General features: G+C 67.6%; 16 protein-coding genes. 9 read left to right on the top strand and 7 right to left on the bottom strand.

Annotated features, from left to right (window positions below; genetic code table 11):
• Positions 1–6: 6 nt before the first annotated feature.
• The 4 genes from Q1A36_RS08690 to katG form a co-directional block, all read right to left on the bottom strand.
• Complete coding sequence (locus Q1A36_RS08690; protein WP_299842173.1) at positions 7–876, bottom strand: sugar ABC transporter permease; 870 nt, start codon at positions 874–876, stop codon at positions 7–9.
• A gap of 100 nt (positions 877–976) precedes the next feature.
• Entirely contained in the window at positions 977–2,293 is a 1,317-nt protein-coding gene (locus tag Q1A36_RS08685; RefSeq protein ID WP_299842171.1) for a sugar ABC transporter substrate-binding protein, read from the bottom strand.
• A gap of 105 nt (positions 2,294–2,398) precedes the next feature.
• On the bottom strand, positions 2,399–3,331 hold the full coding sequence (locus tag Q1A36_RS08680; protein WP_299842169.1) for a sugar-binding transcriptional regulator: 933 nt from the start codon (positions 3,329–3,331) through the stop codon (positions 2,399–2,401).
• Between the two features lie 157 nt (positions 3,332–3,488).
• Complete coding sequence (gene katG, locus Q1A36_RS08675; protein WP_299842167.1) at positions 3,489–5,666, bottom strand: catalase/peroxidase HPI; 2,178 nt, start codon at positions 5,664–5,666, stop codon at positions 3,489–3,491.
• A 173-nt stretch (positions 5,667–5,839) separates the two neighbouring features.
• Between katG and Q1A36_RS08670 the strand changes: the two genes are divergently transcribed.
• The 3 genes from Q1A36_RS08670 to Q1A36_RS08660 all read left to right on the top strand — a co-directional run bounded on the left by Q1A36_RS08670 (position 5,840) and on the right by Q1A36_RS08660 (position 9,016).
• Complete coding sequence (locus Q1A36_RS08670; protein ID WP_299842165.1) at positions 5,840–6,766, top strand: hydrogen peroxide-inducible genes activator; 927 nt, start codon at positions 5,840–5,842, stop codon at positions 6,764–6,766.
• 86 nt (positions 6,767–6,852) lie between these two features.
• Positions 6,853–8,409 (top strand): hypothetical protein, encoded by a 1,557-nt coding sequence (locus tag Q1A36_RS08665; protein WP_299842161.1) that lies wholly within the window; start codon positions 6,853–6,855, stop codon positions 8,407–8,409.
• A 100-nt stretch (positions 8,410–8,509) separates the two neighbouring features.
• Positions 8,510–9,016 (top strand): cell wall hydrolase, encoded by a 507-nt coding sequence (locus tag Q1A36_RS08660; RefSeq protein ID WP_299842159.1) that lies wholly within the window; start codon positions 8,510–8,512, stop codon positions 9,014–9,016.
• 28 nt (positions 9,017–9,044) lie between these two features.
• On the opposite strand, the gene Q1A36_RS08655 is transcribed toward Q1A36_RS08660, so the two are convergent.
• Both Q1A36_RS08655 and rbfA read right to left on the bottom strand, forming a co-directional pair.
• Entirely contained in the window at positions 9,045–9,800 is a 756-nt protein-coding gene (locus Q1A36_RS08655) for a phosphodiester glycosidase family protein (RefSeq protein ID WP_299842157.1), read from the bottom strand.
• Positions 9,790–10,215 (bottom strand): 30S ribosome-binding factor RbfA, encoded by a 426-nt coding sequence (rbfA, locus tag Q1A36_RS08650; protein ID WP_299842155.1) that lies wholly within the window; start codon positions 10,213–10,215, stop codon positions 9,790–9,792. The genes Q1A36_RS08655 and rbfA overlap by 11 nt, the downstream gene beginning before the upstream one ends.
• Positions 10,216–10,282: 67 nt before the next feature.
• On the opposite strand from rbfA, the gene dapB reads away from it, so the two are divergent.
• Entirely contained in the window at positions 10,283–11,092 is an 810-nt protein-coding gene (dapB, locus tag Q1A36_RS08645) for a 4-hydroxy-tetrahydrodipicolinate reductase (RefSeq protein WP_299842152.1), read from the top strand.
• A gap of 38 nt (positions 11,093–11,130) precedes the next feature.
• Here dapB and Q1A36_RS08640 read toward each other — a convergent pair whose 3' ends face one another.
• Positions 11,131–11,736, bottom strand: a complete 606-nt coding sequence (locus Q1A36_RS08640; RefSeq protein WP_299842149.1) for an SH3 domain-containing protein — start codon at positions 11,734–11,736, stop codon at positions 11,131–11,133.
• 138 nt (positions 11,737–11,874) lie between these two features.
• On the opposite strand from Q1A36_RS08640, the gene tsaE reads away from it, so the two are divergent.
• From tsaE to trxA, 5 genes are read left to right on the top strand one after another with little or no spacing between them, the layout of a single operon-like run.
• Complete coding sequence (gene tsaE, locus Q1A36_RS08635; RefSeq protein ID WP_299842146.1) at positions 11,875–13,308, top strand: tRNA (adenosine(37)-N6)-threonylcarbamoyltransferase complex ATPase subunit type 1 TsaE; 1,434 nt, start codon at positions 11,875–11,877, stop codon at positions 13,306–13,308.
• Positions 13,287–13,979, top strand: a complete 693-nt coding sequence (locus Q1A36_RS08630) for a nucleotidyltransferase family protein (RefSeq protein ID WP_299842143.1) — start codon at positions 13,287–13,289, stop codon at positions 13,977–13,979. The genes tsaE and Q1A36_RS08630 overlap by 22 nt, the downstream gene beginning before the upstream one ends.
• Positions 13,969–16,920: a double-strand break repair protein AddB gene (gene addB, locus Q1A36_RS08625; protein ID WP_299842140.1), complete on the top strand. Its 2,952-nt coding sequence runs from the start codon at positions 13,969–13,971 to the stop codon at positions 16,918–16,920. The genes Q1A36_RS08630 and addB overlap by 11 nt, the downstream gene beginning before the upstream one ends.
• Entirely contained in the window at positions 16,913–20,308 is a 3,396-nt protein-coding gene (gene addA / locus Q1A36_RS08620; protein WP_299842137.1) for a double-strand break repair helicase AddA, read from the top strand. Before addB ends, addA begins: the two co-directional genes overlap by 8 nt.
• Positions 20,309–20,368: 60 nt before the next feature.
• Entirely contained in the window at positions 20,369–20,689 is a 321-nt protein-coding gene (trxA, locus tag Q1A36_RS08615) for a thioredoxin (RefSeq protein WP_101753168.1), read from the top strand.
• Positions 20,690–20,720 lie beyond the last annotated feature (31 nt).

The raw sequence follows: 20,720 nt of genomic DNA, 5'->3' as shown, positions 1-20,720 counted from the left end.
CTCTCCTCAGTCCAGATTCTTGCCGACGGCGCGCATCAGGAAGATGGCGCAGATATTGGCCAGCACGACCGCGATGATGCCCCCGGCCGCAGCCCCGCCGATGTCGAAGTTCAGGCGCGCGGCGCGGTAGATCAGGTAGGTCAGGTTGGTCGAGGCATTGCCCGGCCCGCCATTGGTGGTCACCAGGATCTCGGCATAGACGCCCAGCAGGAAGATCGTCTGGATCAGGATCACCACGGTGATCGCCCGCGCCATATGCGGCAGGGTCAGGTAGATGAAGCGTTGCAGCGCCGGGGCGCCGTCCATTTCCGCGGCCTCCATCTGCTCGCCATCCAGCGATTGCAGCGAAGTGAGCAGGATCAGCGTGGCGAAGGGCAGCCATTGCCAGGCCACGATCAGGATGATCGAGAACAGCGGATATTGCGCGAACCAGTCAACGGGCTGGGCGCCGAAGAACTTGGCGATATCGGCAAAGACCCCGTAACTCGGGTGCATGATCATGTTCTTCCATATCAGCGCCGCCACCGGCGGCATGACGAAGAAGGGCGAGATGACCAGGATGCGCACGATCCCCTGTCCGAAGATCGGCTTGTCGATCAGCATGGCGATCAGGATGCCGCCGACCACGGTAATGGCGAGAACGCCCACCACCAGCACCAGCGTGTTCCAGATCGACTCCCAGAAGGCCGGATCGGTGTAGAAATACTGGTAATTGAAGAAGCCGGCCCAGCTGGTATTCGCGGGGTTCAGCAGGTTGTAGTTCAGAAATGAATAGTAAAGCGTCATCGCCAGCGGCACGATCATCCAGATCAGAAGCAGGACAATCGCAGGTGCGCGCATGAGGCGGGCGAGGCTCTGGGTCTGGCGCGTGGCCATGGCGTGACTCCTCCGGCAAGCGCGAGGCGGGGGCCTTGCGCAGTCTCACGGGCTTGGCGCCGACCGGAGAAACCGGACGGCGCCTTATGCTTGGGTGTTCTTACTTGATGTAACCGGCGCGGGTCATTTCGCGCGTGGTATTGGCTTGCGCCCCGGCCAGCGCGTCGGCGGCGGACATCTGCCCGGCCAAGGCGGCCGAGAATTGCTGGCCCACCGCCGTGCCGATGCCCTGGAATTCCGGGATGGCGACGAACTGGCCGCCGCTATAGGGAATGTCCTGCACCGAGGATTTGGTGGTGTTGGCGGCGTTCATCGAGGTCAGGGTCATGGCCGCGAAGGGGGCAGCCGCCTGATACTCGGCATTCTCGTAAAGCGAGGTGCGCGTGCCCGGAGGGGCCGAGCGCCAGCCATCGGTCGCGGCGACCTGGGCGGTGTAGTCCTTGCTGGTTGCCCAGGCGACGAACTTCTTGGCCGCGTCAGGCGCGTCCGAGGAGGCCGGGATCGCCAAGCTCCAGGCCCAGAGCCAGTTGCCGTGGTTGTCGACGCCTTCCTTGTTGGGGAATTGCGCGAAACCCACCATGTCGGTGACGGTCGAGTTGGCCGGGTCGGTGACGAAGCTGGCGGCGACAGTGGCGTCGATCCAGATGCCGCACTTGCCCTGTTGGAACAGCGACAGGTTCTCGTTGAAGCCGTTCGACGAGGCACCCGGAGGGCCGTAATTGGTCATCAGCGCCAGATAGTCGTTCAGCGCCTCACTCCATTCCGGGCTGTCGAACTGGGGTTTCCAGTCCATGTCGAACCAGCGCCCGCCATAGCTGTTGGCCATGGCCGTCAGGAAGGCCATGTTCTCGCCCCAGCCCGGCTTGCCGCGCAGGCAGATGCCATAGACCTCGCCGTCCTTGTTGGTCATTTTCTCGGCGGCGGTCTTGATGTCTGTCCAGGTCGGGCTGTCCGGGATGGTCACGCCAGCAGCCTCGGCCAGATCCTTGCGATACATCACCATGGCGGATTCGCCATAGAAGGGCACCGCATAAAGCGTGTTGTCGACCGACAGCGCGGCGCTGATCGACGGCAGCAGATCGGCGGCGTCATATTCGGCCGGCAGGTCGTTCAGCGGCACCAGCCAGTCCTGCTTGGCCCAGATCGGAACCTCGTAGGTGCCGATGGTCAGCACGTCATACTGCCCGCCCTTGGTGGCGATGTCGGTGGTGACGCGCTCGCGCAGGATGTTCTCTTCCAGCGTGACCCATTCCAGCGTGATGTCCGGGTTCGCCTCGGTAAAGGGCGCGGTCATCTTCTGCATGCGGATCATGTCGCCATTGTTCACCGTGGCGATGGTCAGGGTCTCGGCCTGTGCCGCAATCCCCATAACCGTCAGTGCGCTGGCCCCCAGAAGGGCGCGCTTCAGATAGCTCATAGTCTTCCTCCCTTGGCATTTGCCATTCCCATGGGCAAATGCTCATAGATCGGCGTGTTTTTGTCAACTGAAATTCTTGACCACACGTCAATCAGCGAGGCGGGATTATGATTTCAAAAGAAATTCTGCGGTCGTCGTATCGGTGATCAGACCATTCACCAGCCCGCCGCGCAGCGCGGCGCGGATCGCCTGATGCTTAGCCGGCCCCATTGCGGCGGCGATGACCAGCGTTGATTCCCGTGACGGGATCGAGGGCGAGGCGACGCGCTGCATCAGCTCGCTGTCGATCAGCCGGCCCTCAGCATCATAAGCCCAGCCCACGATCTCGCCCACCGCACCGGCGCTGCGCAGGGTCTCGATTTCCGCGCTGGTCAGGAAGCCGTCCAGCACCAGCGGGGCATCGGGACCGATGGTGCCGATGCCGACAAAGGCCACGGACGCGGCCTGGGTCATCTCGATCACCCGGGCGATGCCTGCCTGCCCATTCAGCGCCTCGCGCTCGGCGGCGCTGCTGGCGATGACCGGCACCACCAGCGGATAGCTGCGGGCCGTCACGCGCTCGGACAGCGAGAAAAGCACGTTGTAATAGGCGGTCGAGCCGTCGGTGGCGATATTGCCGGTCAGCGAGACGATCCGGTGCTGGGCGCAATCGACCCGCGACATCTGCTCGACCCCGGAGCGCAAGGTGCGGCCGGTGCCGAAGGCGGCGATCAGCGGATCAGACCGGCGCAGCCAGGTCTCGATGCAATCGGCCACGGCAATCGCCATGCCGGCACCCCGCGCATCCGCCGGCACCACCTCGCAGAATTGCAGCCCCGCCTGCCGCCGCAGCCGCGCGGCCAGATCGAGGCAATCGGCAAAGGGATGGTCGATGCGCACCTTGACCAGCCCGGCCGCCTGCGCCTGCGCCACCATGCGCTGCACGCTCTGGCGCGAAATGCCCATCTGCGCGGCGATCTCGTCCTGGGTCTGGCCGGCGACAAAGGACAGCCAGGCGGCGCGGGCCATCTGTTCCTGCTTGCGGTCCTCGACACTCATTTCTGTGGCACCTCGTGACGTCTGATGCGGGATTAACAGAGATTGGTCTGCGCGCCTATGCGCTTTGTCCGGGTGGCGCGAGAGGGAAGGCGGTCGCCCAAAGAAAAACCCCGCGCCATCCGGTCAGGACGGCGCGGGGTCGGGATCAGGTTACGGATCAGGCGCGCAGGTCGAAGCGGTCGGCGTCCATCACCTTGGTCCATGCGGCGACGAAATCGTGCACGAACTTGGCTTTCGCGTCGTCCTGGGCATAGACCTCGGCATAGGCGCGCAGGATCGAGTTCGAGCCGAAGACCAGATCGACCCGGGTGGCCGTCCATTTCACCGCGCCGGTCTTGCGGTCGCGGATCTCGTAGAGATCCTTGCCCACCAGAACCCACTGGTAATTCATGTCGGTCAGGTTGACGAAGAAGTCAGTGGTCAGCGCGCCCTCGCGGTCGGTGAAGACGCCAGCCTTCGAGCCGCCGTAATTGGCACCGATCACCCGCATCCCGCCGACCAGAACGGTCATCTCGGGGGCGGTCAGGCCCATCAGCTGGGTGCGGTCCAAGAGCATTTCCTCGGTGCTGACCACGTAGTCCTTCTTGACCCAGTTGCGATAGCCATCGGCCAGCGGCTCCATCACCTCGAAGGAGGCGGCATCAGTCTGCGCGTCACTGGCGTCACCCCGACCCGGCGCGAAGGGCACCGAAACCTCGACACCGGCCGCTTTCGCCGCCTGCTCGATGCCGACATTGCCGGCCAGCACGATCACATCGGCGACCGAGGCGCCGGACGAGGCCGCGATCGGCTCCAGCACCGCCAGCACACGGGCCAGGCGCTCGGGCTCGTTGCCGACCCAGTCCTTCTGCGGCGCCAGGCGGATGCGCGCGCCATTGGCGCCGCCCCGCATGTCAGAGCCGCGATAGGTGCGGGCGCTGTCCCAGGCCGTCGTCACCATGTCCGACAGCGACAGGCCCGAGGCCGCGATCTTGGCCTTGACCGCCGCGACATCATAGTTGGTCGGGCCGGCGGGAACCGGGTCCTGCCAGATCAGCTCTTCCGAGGGCACATCCGGGCCGAAATAGCGCTCGATCGGGCCCATGTCGCGGTGGGTCAGCTTGAACCAGGCGCGGGCGAAGGCCTCGTTGAAGGCCTCGGGATCACGGTAGAACCGTTCGGAGATCGCGCGATAGGTCGGATCGACCTTCAGCGCCATGTCGGCATCGGTCATGATCGGATTATAGCGGATCGAGGGATCCTCGACATCCACCGGCTTGTCTTCCTCGGCGATCGACACCGGCTCCCACTGGTTCGCGCCGGCGGGGCTTTTGCGCAATTCCCAGTCATGCTCCATCAGCATCTTGAAGAAGCCGTTGTCCCATTTCGTCGGATGGGTGGTCCAGGCGCCCTCGATGCCGCTGACGACCTGGTCGCGGCCGATGCCACGGCCGGTCTTGTTCATCCAGCCAAGGCCCTGATCCTCGACATCCGAGGCCTCGGGGTTCGGGCTCAGATTCTCGGCCCGGCCATTGCCGTGGCATTTGCCGATGGTGTGGCCGCCGGCGGTCAGCGCCACGGTTTCCTCGTCATCCATCGCCATGCGGGCAAAGGTCTCGCGCATCTGCGCGGCGGTCTTCAGCGGGTCGGGCTTGCCGTTCACGCCTTCCGGGTTGACGTAGATCAGGCCCATCTGCACCGCGGCCAGCGGGTTTTCCATGGTCTCGGGCGCATCGACATTGTCGTACCGCGTGTCCGAGGGGGCCAGCCATTCCTTCTCGGCGCCCCAATAGGTGTCCTTCTCGGGATGCCAGATATCCTCGCGCCCGAAGCCGAAGCCAAAGGTCTTCAGCCCGGCGGTTTCATAGGCCATGGTCCCGGCCAGCTGGATCAGGTCGGCCCAGCTGATCTTGTTGCCGTATTTCTTCTTGATCGGCCACAGAAGGCGGCGGCCCTTGTCGGTATTGGCGTTGTCCGGCCAGCTGTTCAGCGGCGCAAAACGCTGGTTGCCGGTGCCACCGCCGCCACGGCCATCGGCCAGACGATACGACCCCGCCGTGTGCCATGCCACGCGGGCGAACATGCCGACATAGCTGCCCCAGTCGGCGGGCCACCAGTCCTGGCTGTCGGTCATCAGCGCGCGCAGATCGGCCTTCAGCGCCTCGACGTCCAGCGTCTTCAGCTCTTCCCGATAGTCGAAATCGGGGCCAAGCGGATTGGTCTTGCTGTCATGCTGGCTGAGAATGTCCAGGTTCAGCGCATTCGGCCACCAATCGACATTCGACTGACCGGCCGAGGTCACGCTGCCATGCATGACCGGGCATTTGCCGGCAGTTTTCACTTCATTTCCGTCCATCTGACCTCTCCGTTTCCAACATGTGAATGCGTATCAGGGCAACAATCCGGTGCAGACCCGAGGGCGCAGACGCCTTCGGGCCGCACCGGACCACAACCTGTTGCCCAACACTCTGCCCCAGAAGTTTGATTATTTGAATTTGTATCTTCTTATCCTCGTGATAAATTTACCTTATGAAACGCCTGACCCTGAAACATCTGCGCTATTTCGAGGCGCTGGCCCGCTGGAACCATTTCGGACGCGCCGCCGAAAGCCTTGCCCTGTCGCAGCCCGCGCTGTCGGTGCAGATGAAGGAGCTAGAAGAGATCCTGGGCGCGCCGCTGCTGGAACGCGGCGCGCGGCAGGTGACGCTGACCAGTCTGGGCGAGGATTTCGCCCTGCGCGCGCGCAAGATCCTGCAATCGGTCGAGGAACTGGGCGAGCTGGCCCGCGCCACCGATGGCCCTCTGACCGGAACCCTGCGGCTGGGGGTGATCCCGACCATCGCGCCCTATCTGCTGCCCGCGACCATCAAGCTGCTGACCCTGCGCCATCCGGCGCTGGACGTGCGCCCGCGCGAGGCGGTGACGCAGAAACTGATCGATGACCTGCTGGAAGGGCGGCTGGACACGGCGATCGTTGCTCTGCCGATCTCGGAAAACGCGCTGCACGAGGAGCCGCTGTTCCACGAGGATTTCCTGCTGGTGCGGCCGCTGGAGGATGCGCAAAAGCCTGTGCCCCGGCCCGAGAACCTGCGCGAGATGCGGCTTTTGCTGCTGGAGGAGGGGCATTGCTTTCGCGATCAGGCGTTGTCCTATTGCAGCCCCTCGCCCTCGCAACCGCGCGATCTGATGGAGGGCAGTTCGCTCTCGACGCTGGTGCAGATGGTCGGCGCGGGGATCGGCGTCACGCTGATCCCGGAAATGGCGATGGCGCTGGAAACCCGCACCGCGCCGGTCTGCGTGGCCGACCTGCCCGAACCGCGCCCCTTCAGGCGGATCGGTATGGTCTGGCGCAAGACCTCGCCGCTGTTCGGGCAGATGCAGCAGATCGCCCATCTGGTGCGCGATGCGGCGCAGGGGCAGGAAGCGGCGCGACCGACCGCCCCTGCCGTCGGCTGATCCGTCCAATCCGCACACAGCAGCTTGCAAATCCCGCCTGCGCGGGGTCAGGTCGGGCCGTATTCGCCGTGACGAGGATTGCTTTCATGAAATTTCTGCCTGCCCGTCTTGCCGCCCCCGTCGCCCTGAGCCTTGCCCTTGCCGCACCGGCGACTGCGCAGATCACCCCCCCGCGCGCCAGCGCCTTTTCGGCCGAGGGGGTAATCGGCGGTATCACCCGGCTGATCGTCTCCTATGGCCGGATGTTCGCCGATCTGCGCTATGGCGCGCTGGCGGTGGATGGTCCGCGCGGCACGCTGGTCATGCGCGACCTCGAGATCGCGGGGCAGGGCAAATATCAGACCTGCCGTGTCTCGCTGGATCGGCTGCAGGTGTCGGGGCTGAGCCTCTGGGCTGAGGAAGAGGCCGCGACCCGGCTTGACCTCTCGGGCGTCGCCATCGCCACCCAATGTTTCGGCATGAACGGCGCGATGATCGCGGCGGTCATCGATGATGACATGATCCGGCTGGATGCAGTTTCCCTCGACGCGCGCCAAAGCGCCGGCAGTGGTTCGCTGGCCATGGATATCGAGGCCATCGCGCCGGGCCTCGCGCGGATCGAGGGCAGCGCCGATTTCGCCTATGTCTCGATGTTCATCCCCGAATTCTTCGAGCGGATCGCCGGGGGCAATTCCGACCCCGCAGATTCCAGCGACGACACCGCGCCCGAGATGGCCGATGGCCCGCCCGAGATGGGGGTCAGGGGCAGGCTGCGCGCGGCGCATCTGTCGCTGGAGGATCTCGGTGGTTGGGAGAAGCTGCGCCCGATCCTGCCGCCTCAGGCCACCAGCCCCGAAGGATTGCAGGCCTTGGTGACGGCCGAACCCGGCACGCCGCAGCAGGCGTTCCAGCAGGCGCTGGCGGACGCACTGAAAGCCTTCGTGGCCGAACCCGGTCGTCTGACTGCCGAGATCAGGCCCGCCGCGCCGGTTGCCTTCGAGACGAGCGACTGGACCGGTCCCGACGAGGCGCTGACCGTCTTCGCCCCGGTGTTGACCAATGCCCTGCCGACGCCGCCGCTGGCGCTGGTCGCCAATCCTGACGATGCCAGCGACCCCCGCGCGCTGGGTCTGGCGCTGGCCGAGGGCAAGGGCCTGCCCCGGAACCCGCGCCGTGCCATCGAGCTGCTGACACCCCTGCAGAAAGAGGGCGAGATCGCACTGGCGCTGGCCGGGCTGAAGGCGGGCAGCGATCCGCGCGCCGCCTATGCCCATGCCATGACCGCCGCCGGGCAGGGCGTGGCGGGTTCCATGGCCGAACTGGACCGGATCGAGGCGCGGCTGAAGACCGATCAACTGATCGCCGCCCAGCCCGGCGTGTCCACGGCCCTGCCCGATGCGGCCTTCGCCTCGGTGGTCTCGCTGCGCGATGCGGCGCTGGCGCAGGAGCAGGGCGATGGCACGCCCCGCAGCTATGCCCTGGCGCTGCGCCTGGCCGGTTCCGCCGCCGCCGCTGGCGACGGCCCGTCACAGGCCTTGCTGGCGCGGCTCGAGGGGCGCTTTGCCGGCGACCCGGCCTGGGAGGAATTGCGCGCCGCCGCCGCCGATCAGGCGCTGGCCGACTGGCGCGGCATGGGGCTGGCCGCGCGCTTTTCCGGCGAGTAGGCAGCGCCGCCCCAACGCGGCAGTTGTCGTCCTGCACCTGCCTTTGCTATGGATCTTGTCAAAACAGGCACGGCCGGGAACAGGCCGGAAAGGACAGTGAATGACCTCCCCCTTCTCGACCTGGCAGATCACCCTGTCGCTTCTGGCCGCGCTCTTGATCCTCAGCGGCTGCGGCATGGGACGCCGGCATTCCGAGCTTGAATGCATGGAGCGGGCGATGTTCTTCGAATCCAACCGCTCGAGCCGCGATGGCATGATCGCGGTTGGCAGCGTGGTGATGAACCGCGTCGCCTCGCCGCAATTCCCGAATACCGTCTGCGGCGTTGTCGGGCAGAAGAACCAGTTCGCCCCCGGCGTCATGACCCGCAAGATGAACTCGAAGGCGATGCCCGACGTGCGCGCCGCCGCCCGCGCCGTGCTGCGCGGCGAGCGTCACCCGCTGATCGGCAATGCCCAGTTCTTCCACGCCGCGACGCACCGGTTTTCCTATGACAACATGCACTATGTCGTCACCGCCGGCGGCAATGCCTTCTACGAGAAGCGCAAGAGCCACCTGGTGACAAACCCGGTGCCGCTGCGCCCGCTGGAAGGGATTACCGGGCGGTAGGGCCTCGGATCGGCAAAACCCGGCCCGTTCAGCCGCCGTCAACCAGCCCGATCATCGGGCCGAGCGATCGGCCAAAATCGGCGCGGTTCAGGCCGGGCGCGTAGAGCCGGCTGATCGAACCGTCGAAATAGAGCGCGTCGCGCACGCCCAGCCCATCGCGGAAGAGCCGGCCGAATTCGTGGAACGTGACCGGCTTGTCCGAGATCGCAAACCACGCGGTCTGACCATCGGGCGAGACGCCGACGCCGTTGCGGATGTAACGGCTGTCGCTGTCGATCAGGAAACGCGGATGCAGCTCGCCATCGATTACCAGCATCGGGCCGGATTGCGTTGCCAGCCGGCAGTCGGGCTTCTCGGCGGCAAAGGCACGGCTTTCGATCACCTGAAAGGGCCGGGCGCCGCCGGTGCAGAAGACGCCGTTGGGCAACATGCCGAAATTGCCGCCACCGCCCGCGGTGACGATGCCATGCTGTTCCTCGCCGTCGATCACCAGCAGACCCACCGGGCGGTAATCGGGATGGAACATGCCGGCATTCATCGCCCAACGCAGCGATTGCCCCTGCGCCAGCGTCCGGCGCACGGCATAAAAGCTGTTCAGCGGCTCGCCGGCCTCGTCATCCTGCCAGAGTTGCAGACGGGGTTCCTCGCCGGCCTCGACCTGACAGACGGTATAGCTCTGGCCGTCATGGTCCATGCGGCCGCAGCCCTCGGCCGAGGCCGGGATCGCCAGGGCAAGGAAGAACCCGGCGGCCAGACCCAGCCGCCGCCAGCGGTCAGTTGCCATCGTCGGTTTCGTCGTCGTCATGCGCCTCGACATCGCGGCGCACGCGCTCTTCGGCGAACATGCGGCGGGTGTCGTCCATGCGGTCGAACGTCTCGTCCAGCTGGAAGCGCAGTTGCGGCGCGTATTTCAGCGTCATCCCCTTGGCGACCAGATGGCGCAGTTCCGGCGCATTGCGGCGCAGCGCCTTCAGCGCCTCCTCGACGTCATGCCCGCCAAGCGGCATGACATAGGCGGTCGCGACCTTGAGATCGGGCGAGGCGCGGACCTCGCTGACGGTGATCACATGCCGGTTCAGGTCGGGGTCATGCACATCGGCGCGGATCAGCACGTCCGACAGAGTGCGGCGGATCAATTCGCCCACGCGCAACTGTCGCTGCGAGGGGCCGGATCCTTGGTTATGGTGTTTCTGTGCCATGCGCCCGATGTAGGGGGTCGCGGGCCTTGCCGCAACGGGATATGCACAGGGCAAAAGGGGATGACGCATGGACAAACCGGGAATCGTGGTCGCGGGCGCCTCGGGGCGCATGGGGCAGATGCTGATTCGGCTGATTGGCGAGGGCGATCAGGCGCGGCTGGCGGGGGCGGTGGACCGGCCCGGCAGCCCCTGGATCGGGCGCGATGTCGGCGAGGCGATGGGCGGCGCGGCGCTTGGCGTCACCGTCACCGATGACCCGATCGAGGCGATTGCCGGGGCGCAGGCGCTGATCGATTTCACCACGCCGGCGGCCACCGTGGCGCTGGCCGAACTGACGGCGCAGGCGCGGGCGGTGCATGTGATCGGCACCACCGGGCTTGGCGAGGATGACCTGAAAAAGATCGCCGCCGCTGCCCGTCACGCCCCGATCATCCGCGCCGGGAACATGAGCCTTGGCGTCAACCTGCTGATCGGCCTGACCCGCAAGGTCGCGGCTGCGCTTGGCGAGGATTGGGACGTCGAGGTGGTCGAGGCGCATCACCGCCACAAGGTCGACGCCCCCTCGGGCACCGCGCTGATGCTGGGCGAGGCCGCCGCCGAAGGCCGCGGCAAGCCGCTGGCCGAGCTGCGCACCCCCGCCCGCGAGGGTATCACCGGCGAACGCGCGCCGGGCAGCATCGGCTTTGCCGCCATTCGCGGTGGCGATGTGGTGGGCGAGCATGACGTGATCTTTGCCGGTCAGGGCGAGCGGGTGGTGCTGCGCCATCTGGCCACCGACCGGGCGATCTTCGCGCGCGGCGCCATCCGCGCGGCGCTCTGGGGTCAGGACAAGGGGCCGGGGGAATATGACATGGCGGATGTGCTGGGGCTGGACTAACAGCCTTGGCCCGTGCAACCAGCACGGGCCTACAAGCCTCAGGGCTGAATCGAACAGCACCCCTGCAACAGCCTCGGCTGATCCCCCGTCAAGACCACACTGGCGCGCAGCCCGTAAAGCTTGTCGGACATGCCGTCGGAACAGATCTGCGGCACCACGCTGGCCGTCAGCCCCTCGGCCAGCACCGCCCGCGTCGGGTCGCGGAAGATGTCGCCGCCCAGCACCGCTTGCAAGGGCCGCGGCGTGGCCGCCATGTCCGGCCCGTCCAGCACCGCCTGACCCTGTTCGACACTGAGACCCCAGAACGGTTCGGTCCCGTGGCAGCGGAAGCTGGCGGGCAGCTTCTCGGCCTCCCAGACATCGGTGCGATAGCTGAGATAGCGCATGTTCACCCAGCCCGACCGTTCGGCGCTATTGACCCGCGCCCAGCCATTGCGCTCTTCGACCACCTCGATGCGGGTCTGATCGGGGGCCAGCGTGCCGATGATCGCCGCCTTTGCGGAGGGGGTGTCGCGGGTGTTCAGCACGTCATCGCCGGCCACGCCGGTCACGTCGAAGAGCGTCGGCAGGATATATTCCTGTGTCGCATGGGCGGGCAGGCCGGCAAGGGCGAGAGCTAGGGAGAGGAGGGCGGGTTTCAGCATGGGGGCACTCGTCAGCAGGTTTTCGGGCAGGATAGCGGTTTTCGCGGGACTGCCCATTGACGTTCCCGCGAGACAATCTCGCCAGTCGTTTTCGGGGGCCCATTTCCTCGCCCCGCGCGAGCCGCTAGAACCCGGAGCATGGAGACGCTTGCCACCCTGACCGCCGACGCGGCGATGACCTCGGCCCTTGCCCGGATGCTGGCGGCACAGCTGCGCCCCGGCCAGATGATCCTGCTCGACGGCCCGGTCGGCGCGGGCAAGACCCATTTCGCCCGCGCCTTCATTCAGGCCCGCCAGGGCGAGATGGCCGAGGATGTGCCCAGCCCGACCTTCACGCTGGTCCAGACCTATGCCGATCCGATGGGAACCGAGATCTGGCATGCCGACCTCTACCGCCTTGGCGACATGTCGGAACTGGACGAGCTGGGGCTGGACGAGGCCATGGCCGAGGCGATCACGCTGATCGAATGGCCCGACCGCATGGGCCGCGCGCCCGAGGATGCGTTGTGGCTGCGGCTGGCCAATGAGGGTCCGGATCTGCGCAGCATTTCCCTGCATGGCCGGGCCGAGGACTGGCCCGATCTCGCCCGCGCGGTGGAACGGGCGCAGTTTGTAAATCAGGCGGGCTGGGGTGACGCGCGGGTCACGCCATTGGCCGGCGATGCCTCGGCCCGGCGCTATTTTCGGCTGGTTCGGGGTGAGGACAGTGCCGTGCTGATGGATGATGCCCCGCCGGGCAGCATCACGGCCTATCTGGCGATGACCGGCTGGCTCAGGGATCGCGGCTTTCTGGCGCCTGAGGTTGTGGCCGAGGATGCCGGTGCCGGGCTGCTGCTGATGCAGGATCTGGGCGATGATCTGGTCGCCCGGGTGCTGGAGCGTGAACCCGGAATGGCCGAGCCGATCTATGCCCGCATCACCGATCTGCTGGTCGATCTGCACCAGCACCGGCCGCCTGCAGTGATGGCGCTCGACGGCCCGGAACTGGCCCGGCAGGTCGGGATGTTCGCGGACTGGTATCCGGAGGCGGTGGGCAGTGACCCGACCCCCGCGCAGGCCATCGCCGGGATCGTCGAGAACCTGCACACAGAGCTTTGCGCCGACCTGCCGCCGGTGCTTTCCCTGCGCGATTTCCACGCCGAGAACCTGATCTGGCGCGGCGAGGCGCCGCTTGGCCTCCTCGATTTCCAAGACGCGGTGGCCTGCCATCCGGCCTATGATCTGGTCTCGGCGCTGCAGGACGCGCGGCAAGACGTGGACCCGGCGATCGAGGCCAAGATGATCCGGCGCTATCTGGACGCGACGGGACTGGATGCCGACCGCTTTGCAGCCGCCTATGCGCTGCTCGGCGCGCAGCGGAACCTGCGGATCATGGGCATCTTTGCCCGGCTGGCGCTGCGCGACGGCAAGACCCGTTATCTGGACTTCATGCCGCGGGTCTGGGCCTATATCCTGCGCGATCTGGCCCATCCCGCCCTTGCGCCCCTGGCCGCAATCGTGAAGTCTTTCCCCGCACCCACGCCCGATATCGCCGACAGGATCGCCGCCCGATGCCAGACGACCGCCCGCTGACGCCCCTGATGCTGTTCGCGGCGGGTCTGGGCACACGGATGCGCCCGCTGACCGACAGCCGCCCGAAACCGCTGATCGAGGTCGGCGGCCAGACGCTCTTGGACCGGGCGCTGGATCTCGCGCGTGCTGGAGGGGCGGGGCCAGTGGTGGTGAACACCCATTACCTCGGCCAGATGATCGCCGATCATCTCGCCGGGCAGGATGTGGCGATCAGCGACGAGGCGGATCTGATCCTCGAAACCGGCGGCGGGCTGAAAAAGGCGCTGCCGATGCTGGGGCAGGGGCCGGTTCTGACGCTGAACCCCGATGTCATCTGGACGGGGCCGAACCCGGTGGCCGCCCTGCGCGCGGCCTGGGATCCCGCGCGGATGGACGCGCTGCTGATGCTGGTGCCCTTGGCGCAGACCCGTGGCCGGGTGGGCGCGGGCGATTTCGGCATCGATGGGGCTGGCCGGATCAGCCGCAAGGGCGATCTGGTCTATGGCGGGGTACAGATGCTGAACCCCGACCGGCTGGCCGAGCTGCCCGACACGGTGTTTTCGCTGAACCTGCTCTGGGACCGGCTGATCCCCGAGGGCCGCGCTTTCGGGCTGATCCATCCCGGCAGCTGGTGCGATCTGGGCCGGCCCGAGACCATTCCCCTGGCCGAGGCAATGCTGAATGGCGGGTGAGTTTCCGCCCGGCCTCTACGCCCTGCCGCCGGGCGTCGATTTCGCCCGCGAATTCGTCGCGGGCTTCCTGCAGCGGATGGCGGGCCAGCCGCCCGAGGCCATGGCCCGCGCCACCATCTATGCCAATTCCGGCCGCACCCTGACCGCGCTGACCGAGGCCTTCGACGCGCGCGGCCCGTTGCTGTTGCCGCGCCTGCGCATCGTCACCGATCTGGGCGCGGGTCCGGCGAACAGCCATGGGCCGCTGGCGGCACCGCTGGCGCGGCGGCTGCAGCTGGGGCGGCTGGTGGCGCATCTCTTGGACCAGCTGCCCGATCTGGGGGCAGGTCATTCCATCCCCGATCTGGCGCAATCGCTGTCGGAACTGATGACCGAGATGCAGACCGAGGGCTGCAGCCCCGATGCGCTGAGCCTGATCGATGCGGGCGAACACGCGAAGCACTGGCAGAATGCGCTGGATTTCCTGCAGATCGCGGCGAATTTCTATCTGGCCGAGCCGCCGCAGGACCGGCCCGCCCGCCAGCGCCTCGCCGCCGAGGGCTTCGTGCGGCACTGGGCCGAGGGGCTGGACCTGCCGGACGGGCCGGTGATCGTCGCGGGCTCGACCGGCTCGCACGGGGCGACGCGGCTCTTCATGCAGGCGGTGGCGGCGCTGCCCAACGGGGCGGTGGTGCTGCCGGGCTTCGATTTCGACCAGCCGCAGGCGATCTGGGACGGGCTTGATGCCCATGCCGAGGATCACCCGCAAGCGCGCTTCGCGCCGCTGATCCGGGCGGCGGGCTATCCGCAACGCTGGACCGACAGCCGCGCCCCATCGCCCGCGCGAAATGCGCTTCTGTCGCTCGCCCTGCGCCCGGCGCCGGTCACCGACCAGTGGATCGCCGATGGCCCGGCGCTTGGCGATCTGACCCCGGCAACCGCTGATCTGACACTGATCGAGGCCGAGACGCCGGGGCAGGAGGCCGAGGCCATTGCCCTGATCCTGCGCAAGGCGGTCGAGGACGATCAGCCGATGACGCTGATCTCGGCCGATGGCGGGCTGGTGCGCCGTGTGGCGGCGGCGCTGGACCGCTGGCAGATCGTGCCCGACAACAGCGCCGGCCAGCCGCTGAGCCTGACGGCTTCCGGCCTGTTCCTGCGGCAGGTGGCGCAGCTGTTCGGCCAGCCCTTGACCATCGACGCGCTGCTGGCGCTGCTGAAACATCCGGTCACGGGGACCGGATCGGAAACCCTTGGCCGCAATGACCAGCTGCGCCTGACCCGCGATCTGGAACTGAAGCTGCGCCGCGAGGGGCCGGTCTTCCCGGGTGGCGAGGCGCTGCGCAACTGGGGCGCCAAGGGCGACGAGATGCGCAAGCACTGGGCTGACTGGCTGGCGGGGATGCTGGACCGGATCGAGCCGCTGGCCCGTGATCGCGCGCCGCGACCCTTGGCCGACCGGGTCCGCGACCATCTGGATCTGGCCCGGGCGCTGGCCGCCGGTCCGGGGGGCGATGCGGAAACCTCGGTGCTCTGGGCCAAGGATTCCGGCGGCAAGGCCCGCGCGCTGATGCTGCATCTGCAGGACCATGCCGCCGCCGGCCCGCCGATGCGGCCGGGCGATTTCGCCGATCTGCTGTTCACCGAGATGCATGCGCAGGCGGTCCGGGTCGATCTGATCTATCACCCGATGGTGCGCTTTCGCGGCCCGCGCGAGGCGCGGACCCATGCCCATGGCGCGGTGATCCTGGCCGGGCTGAACGAGGGCGGCTGGCCGCAATCGCTGTCGCCCGACCCGTGGCTGTCGCGGCAGATGCGGCTGGATGCCGGCCTGACCCTGCCAGAGCGCCGCATCGGCCTTGCCGCCCATGACTTCCAGCAGGGCATGGGGGCTGAAAGCGTCATCCTGACCCGCGCCCGGCGGGATGACACGGCGGAAACCATCCCTTCGCGCTGGCTGAACCGGCTGACGAACCTGCTGGACGGATTGCCGGATCAGGGCGGCAAGGACGCGCTGCGGGCCATGCGGCAACGCGGCCAGCACTGGCTGGACCTGACCACCGCACTGGCCCGGCCCGAGACCCGCGAGGCCCCGGCCCCGCGCCCCGCGCCGATCCCGCCGGCCCCGGCGCTGAGCGAACTGTCGGCCACCGATGTCTCGCGCCTGATCCGCGATCCCTATGCCATCTATGCCAAGCGGGTGCTGGGCCTCGCATCGCTCGATCCGCTGCGCCCCGAACCGGATGCCCTGCTGCGCGGCACCGTCTTGCACAGCATCGTCCAGAAGCTTCTGGAAAGCCGCCCGACCGCCGACACGGCGCCCGAGGAACTGCGCGCGCGGCTGCTGGAGATCGCCGCCACGGTGCTGGAGGCTGAGGTGCCCTGGCCCTCGGCCCGGGCCTTCTGGCTGGCGCGGATCACCGGCATTGCCGATCAGCTGGTCACTGATGAACTGGCGCGGCTGGCGCAGGGCGAGCCGAAGGTCATCGAACGCAAGCGCGAGATGGCGGTGGCCGATACCGGGTTGAAGCTGACCGCCAAGCCCGACCGGATCGACCTGCTGCTGGACGGGCGGGCGATGGTCTATGACTACAAGTCCGGCGCACCCCCATCCCAGAAGGATATCCTCGCCAGCGATAAACAACTGCTGCTGGAAGCCGTCATGGCCACCGATGGCAGCTTTGACCAGATCGGCCCGGTCGAGGTGGCGGGGATCAGCTATATCCAGCTGGGCGGCGACGGTAAGACGCATGCCCGCAGCCTGCCCGATGACCTGAAAGGCGAATTCTGGGATCATTTCGTCGCCCTGATCCGCGCTTACCTGTCGGGCGAGGTCGGATTTGCGGCGCAGCGCGCCGGCGATCCGGGCCGCTTTGGCGGCGATTACGACCATCTGGCGCGGCTGGGGGAATGGGATCTGTCGGACGCCGCCCGCCCGGAGAAGGTGGGCGAGGATGGATGAGGCGACCCGCAACCAGGTCGGCTCTGCCGATCCCGCCGCCTCGACCTGGCTGACAGCCAATGCCGGCTCGGGCAAGACGCGGGTGCTGACCGACCGGGTGGCGCGGCTGCTGCTGCGCGGCACAAGGCCCGAGCGCATCCTGTGCCTGACCTATACCAAGGCCGCCGCGACCGAGATGCAGAACCGGCTGCTGCGCCGTCTGGGGGAATGGGCGATGCTGCCCGAGCCCGACTTGCGCCGCGCGCTGGCCGATCTGGGCGAGGCAGGCAGCGCCGATCTGACCGAGGCGCGGCGGCTGTTCGCGCTGGCCATCGAGACGCCGGGCGGGCTGAAGGTGCAGACCATCCACAGCTTCTGCGCCGCGCTGCTGCGCCGCTTCCCGCTGGAGGCCGGGGTGCCGCTTGGCTTTGCGGAACTGGATGACCGCAGCGCAAGGGTTCTGAGGGCCGAGATCGTCGAGGAAATGGCCGAGGAGATGCACCCGGCCATCGCCGACCTGACCGCTTTGCATGGCGGGCATGATCTCGACGGTTTTGTCAGGGCGCTACCGCCGGGCGCGGCGGAGGCCCCGCCGGATCAGGCGGCGCTCTGGGTGGCGCTGGGGCTGGCGGCAGGGGCAGATGAAGAGAGCCTCATGGCCGCAGTCTTCAGCGGCGACGAGCGGGACCTCATCGGCGCGCTGATCCCGCTGATGCGGGGCAGCAACAAGACCGATGCCGGCATTGCCGAGCGGCTGGCCGGCCATGACTGGGACCAGCCGGACATGGCGGCGCTGGCGACGCTTTGCGATGTGATGCTGTACAAGTCGGGCGAGAATGCCGGGACGGCGAAGCTGGGCAAGTTCCCCGCCGTGGGCCTGCAGCGCGGGGCGGCGGCCGGGCTGATGCCCGATCTCGAGGAGCTGATGGAGCGGGTGCAGGATGCGCGGGGGCAGATGATCGCCCTTGCCTCGGCCCGGCGCACGCTGGCGCTGCACCGCTTTGCCCATGAGTTCGCCCGTCGCTATGACGCCCGCAAGCTGGCCCATGGCTGGCTGGATTTCGAGGATCTGATCAGCCGTGCGGCGGGGCTGCTGTCGGAATCCAGCATGGCGCAATGGGTGCTATGGCGGCTGGATGGCGGGATCGACCATATCCTTGTGGACGAGGCGCAGGATACCAGCCCCGAGCAATGGCGGGTGATCGCGCGGCTGACCGATGAATTCACCAGCGGCGCCGGGGCGGTGCCGCGCGAACGGACGCTGTTCGTGGTGGGCGATCCGAAACAGTCGATCTATTCCTTCCAGGGCGCCGATGTGGCGGTGTTTGAGGACCGCCGCGACCGCTTTGCCGACGCCTTCGCCGCCGTCGAGGCGCCGATGCAGCGGCGGGAGCTTTTGCATTCCTTCCGCTCGTCGCCGGCGATCCTGCGGCTGGTCGATGCGGTCTTCGAGGGCGAGGCGGCCCAGGGTCTGGGCGAGGGCGCGCGCCACATCGCCTTTCACGAGGGTCTGCCCGGTCGGGTCGATCTTTGGCCGCCGGTCGTGGAACCCGAGGCCGAGGACCCGCCCGACTGGTGGCAGCCGGGTGACGCTCCAGTGCCGCCCTCGGCCGAGACATTGCTGGCCAAGGCCATCGCCGCCCAGATCAGGGCCATTCATGGCACGCCCTTCCACGATATTCGCCAGCGCCGCATCCGGCCGCTGGATTACGGCGATGTGCTGATCCTCGTGCAGGGCCGCAAGGGCAAGGGCCTGTTCGACGAGATCATCCGGGCCTGCAAGGCCGCAAGCCTGCCCATCGCCGGGGCCGATCGGCTGAAACTGGCCGCCGAACTGGCGGTGCGCGACATCCGCGCCGTGCTGTCGGTGCTGGATACACCCGAGGACGACCTGTCGCTGGCCGCCGCCCTACGCTCGCCGCTGTTCGGCCTCAGCGAGGATGCACTTTACCGGCTGGCGGCGGGTCGAAAGCGGGAATTCCTGTGGGAACGGCTGCGCGAATCGGATCACGCCGAGGCTCATGCTCTTCTGACCGATCTCATGGATAAAGTCGGCTATTTGCGCCCCTATGACCTGATCTCGCGCCTGTTGATCCGTCATGGCGGGCGGGCGCGGCTGCTGGCGAGGCTGGGGCAGGAGGCCGAGGACGGCATTGCCGAGCTGCTGTCGCAGGCGCTGGCCTATGAAACCGTAGAGACGCCGACGCTGACCGGCTTTCTGGTCTGGCTCACGGGCGATGATGTCGAGGTGCGCCGGCAGGCCGGCAGCGGCGAGGGCGGCCTGATCCGGGTCATGACGGTGCATGGTGCCAAGGGTCTGGAAAGCCCGCTGGTGATCCTGCCCGATACCGCCAAGCGCCGCCCGCCGGGCGATCGCTATACCATCGCCCTGCCCGATGGCCCGACCGTCTGGCGCGGCAGCAAGGGGAGCCGCAGCGCGCCGGTCGAGGATGCCGTAGCCGCCCAGACCGCGCGGGCCGAGGAGGAACGGCGGCGGCTGCTCTATGTCGGGCTGACCCGGGCGGAAAGCTGGCTGATCGTCGCTGCGGCGGGTGACACCGGCGCGGGGTTGGACAGCTGGCACGCCATGGTCTCGGACGGGGCCGAACGCGCCGGGCTGGAGCAGAGCGCGATCGAGATCGAGGGGGTCGGCACGGCGCGGCGGCTGAGTTTCGGCGACTGGCCGGTCGAGGCCGAGGCGGACAAAACCACCGAGGTAACGGCCATCGCCCTACCCGACTGGAGCAGGACAAGACCGCCCAACCCGACGCGCCTGCCGCAACCCGTCGCCGCGACGGCGCTTGGCGGGGCCAAGGCCATTGGCAGCGGGGGCGGCGCAGGCGGCAGCGGCGAGGAAGCCGACCGCGACGCCGCGATGCTGCGCGGCACAAGGCTGCATTTGCTGCTGGAGCATCTGCCGGGTTCGATCACGGAAGACTGGCCCGCCATCGCCCGCGCCGCACTGGCCGGGGCCGAGGGTGGTTTGCCCGATGCCGACGAAATGGCCGGGTTGCTGGCCGAGGCCGAGGCGGTCATCGGCGCGCCCGATCTGGCGGCGGTCATGACCCCGGGGCCGGGAGAGACCGTGCTGACCGAGGTCGGTCTGACCGCGCCCTTGCCGGGCATCGGCACGCTTCACGGCAGCATCGACCGGCTGATCGTCGGGCCGGACCGGGTGCTGGCGGTTGATTACAAATCGAATGTCGAAGTGCCCGCCGATCCAGCCCTGACCCCGCTCGGGATCCTGCGGCAGATGGCGGCCTATCGTGCGGCGCTGCGGCTGATCTATCCCGGCCACCGGGTCAAGGCGGCGGTGCTGTGGACGGCCACGCGCAGCCTGATGCCCCTGCCGGATGCGGTGCTGGATCAGGCCAGCACGGCCCTTGACCCGGTGCCGCCGCGACCCTAGCTGTCAAGACAGACCCCTTTCGCCGGTCCTGCCGGCACCCAAAGCTCAAGGAGCAAGAACATGGCAACCAGCCCCGTCACCGACGCCCAGTTCGACGCCGAGGTCCGCAAGGCCGATACTCCGGTCCTGGTGGATTTCTGGGCCGAATGGTGCGGCCCCTGCAAGCAGATCGGCCCGTCGCTGGAAGAGCTGTCGGAAGAATATGCCGGCAAGATCAAGATCGTGAAGGTGAACGTGGACGAAAACCCCGACACCGCCGCCGGTCTGGGCGTGCGCGGGATTCCGGCGCTGTTCATGTTCAAGGATGGCGAAGTCATCTCGAACCGCATGGGCGCCGCGCCCAAGGCCGCGCTGAAGAACTGGATCGAAGAGTCGATCTGACCCTTTGACCGGTCGTCATCGAAACGCCGTC

It is taken from the genome of uncultured Paracoccus sp., assembly GCF_947487305.1.
Lineage (GTDB): Bacteria > Pseudomonadota > Alphaproteobacteria > Rhodobacterales > Rhodobacteraceae > Paracoccus.
Note: the sequence above shows the minus strand (reverse complement) of the source record. Positions and strands in the feature narration are given on the sequence as shown.

Bases quoted from the DNA above. Each gene is read 5' to 3' on its own strand.
- Q1A36_RS08690 (WP_299842173.1), bottom strand. From the start codon at position 876: ATGGCCACGCGCCAGACCCAGAGCCTCGCCCGCCTCATGCGCGCACCT.
- Q1A36_RS08685 (WP_299842171.1), bottom strand. From the start codon at position 2,293: ATGAGCTATCTGAAGCGCGCCCTTCTGGGGGCCAGCGCACTGACGGTT.
- Q1A36_RS08680 (WP_299842169.1), bottom strand. From the start codon at position 3,331: ATGAGTGTCGAGGACCGCAAGCAGGAACAGATGGCCCGCGCCGCCTGG.
- katG (WP_299842167.1), bottom strand. From the start codon at position 5,666: ATGGACGGAAATGAAGTGAAAACTGCCGGCAAATGCCCGGTCATGCAT.
- Q1A36_RS08670 (WP_299842165.1), top strand. From the start codon at position 5,840: ATGAAACGCCTGACCCTGAAACATCTGCGCTATTTCGAGGCGCTGGCC.
- Q1A36_RS08665 (WP_299842161.1), top strand. From the start codon at position 6,853: ATGAAATTTCTGCCTGCCCGTCTTGCCGCCCCCGTCGCCCTGAGCCTT.
- Q1A36_RS08660 (WP_299842159.1), top strand. From the start codon at position 8,510: ATGACCTCCCCCTTCTCGACCTGGCAGATCACCCTGTCGCTTCTGGCC.
- Q1A36_RS08655 (WP_299842157.1), bottom strand. From the start codon at position 9,800: ATGGCAACTGACCGCTGGCGGCGGCTGGGTCTGGCCGCCGGGTTCTTC.
- rbfA (WP_299842155.1), bottom strand. From the start codon at position 10,215: ATGGCACAGAAACACCATAACCAAGGATCCGGCCCCTCGCAGCGACAG.
- dapB (WP_299842152.1), top strand. From the start codon at position 10,283: ATGGACAAACCGGGAATCGTGGTCGCGGGCGCCTCGGGGCGCATGGGG.
- Q1A36_RS08640 (WP_299842149.1), bottom strand. From the start codon at position 11,736: ATGCTGAAACCCGCCCTCCTCTCCCTAGCTCTCGCCCTTGCCGGCCTG.
- tsaE (WP_299842146.1), top strand. From the start codon at position 11,875: ATGGAGACGCTTGCCACCCTGACCGCCGACGCGGCGATGACCTCGGCC.
- Q1A36_RS08630 (WP_299842143.1), top strand. From the start codon at position 13,287: ATGCCAGACGACCGCCCGCTGACGCCCCTGATGCTGTTCGCGGCGGGT.
- addB (WP_299842140.1), top strand. From the start codon at position 13,969: ATGGCGGGTGAGTTTCCGCCCGGCCTCTACGCCCTGCCGCCGGGCGTC.
- addA (WP_299842137.1), top strand. From the start codon at position 16,913: ATGGATGAGGCGACCCGCAACCAGGTCGGCTCTGCCGATCCCGCCGCC.
- trxA (WP_101753168.1), top strand. From the start codon at position 20,369: ATGGCAACCAGCCCCGTCACCGACGCCCAGTTCGACGCCGAGGTCCGC.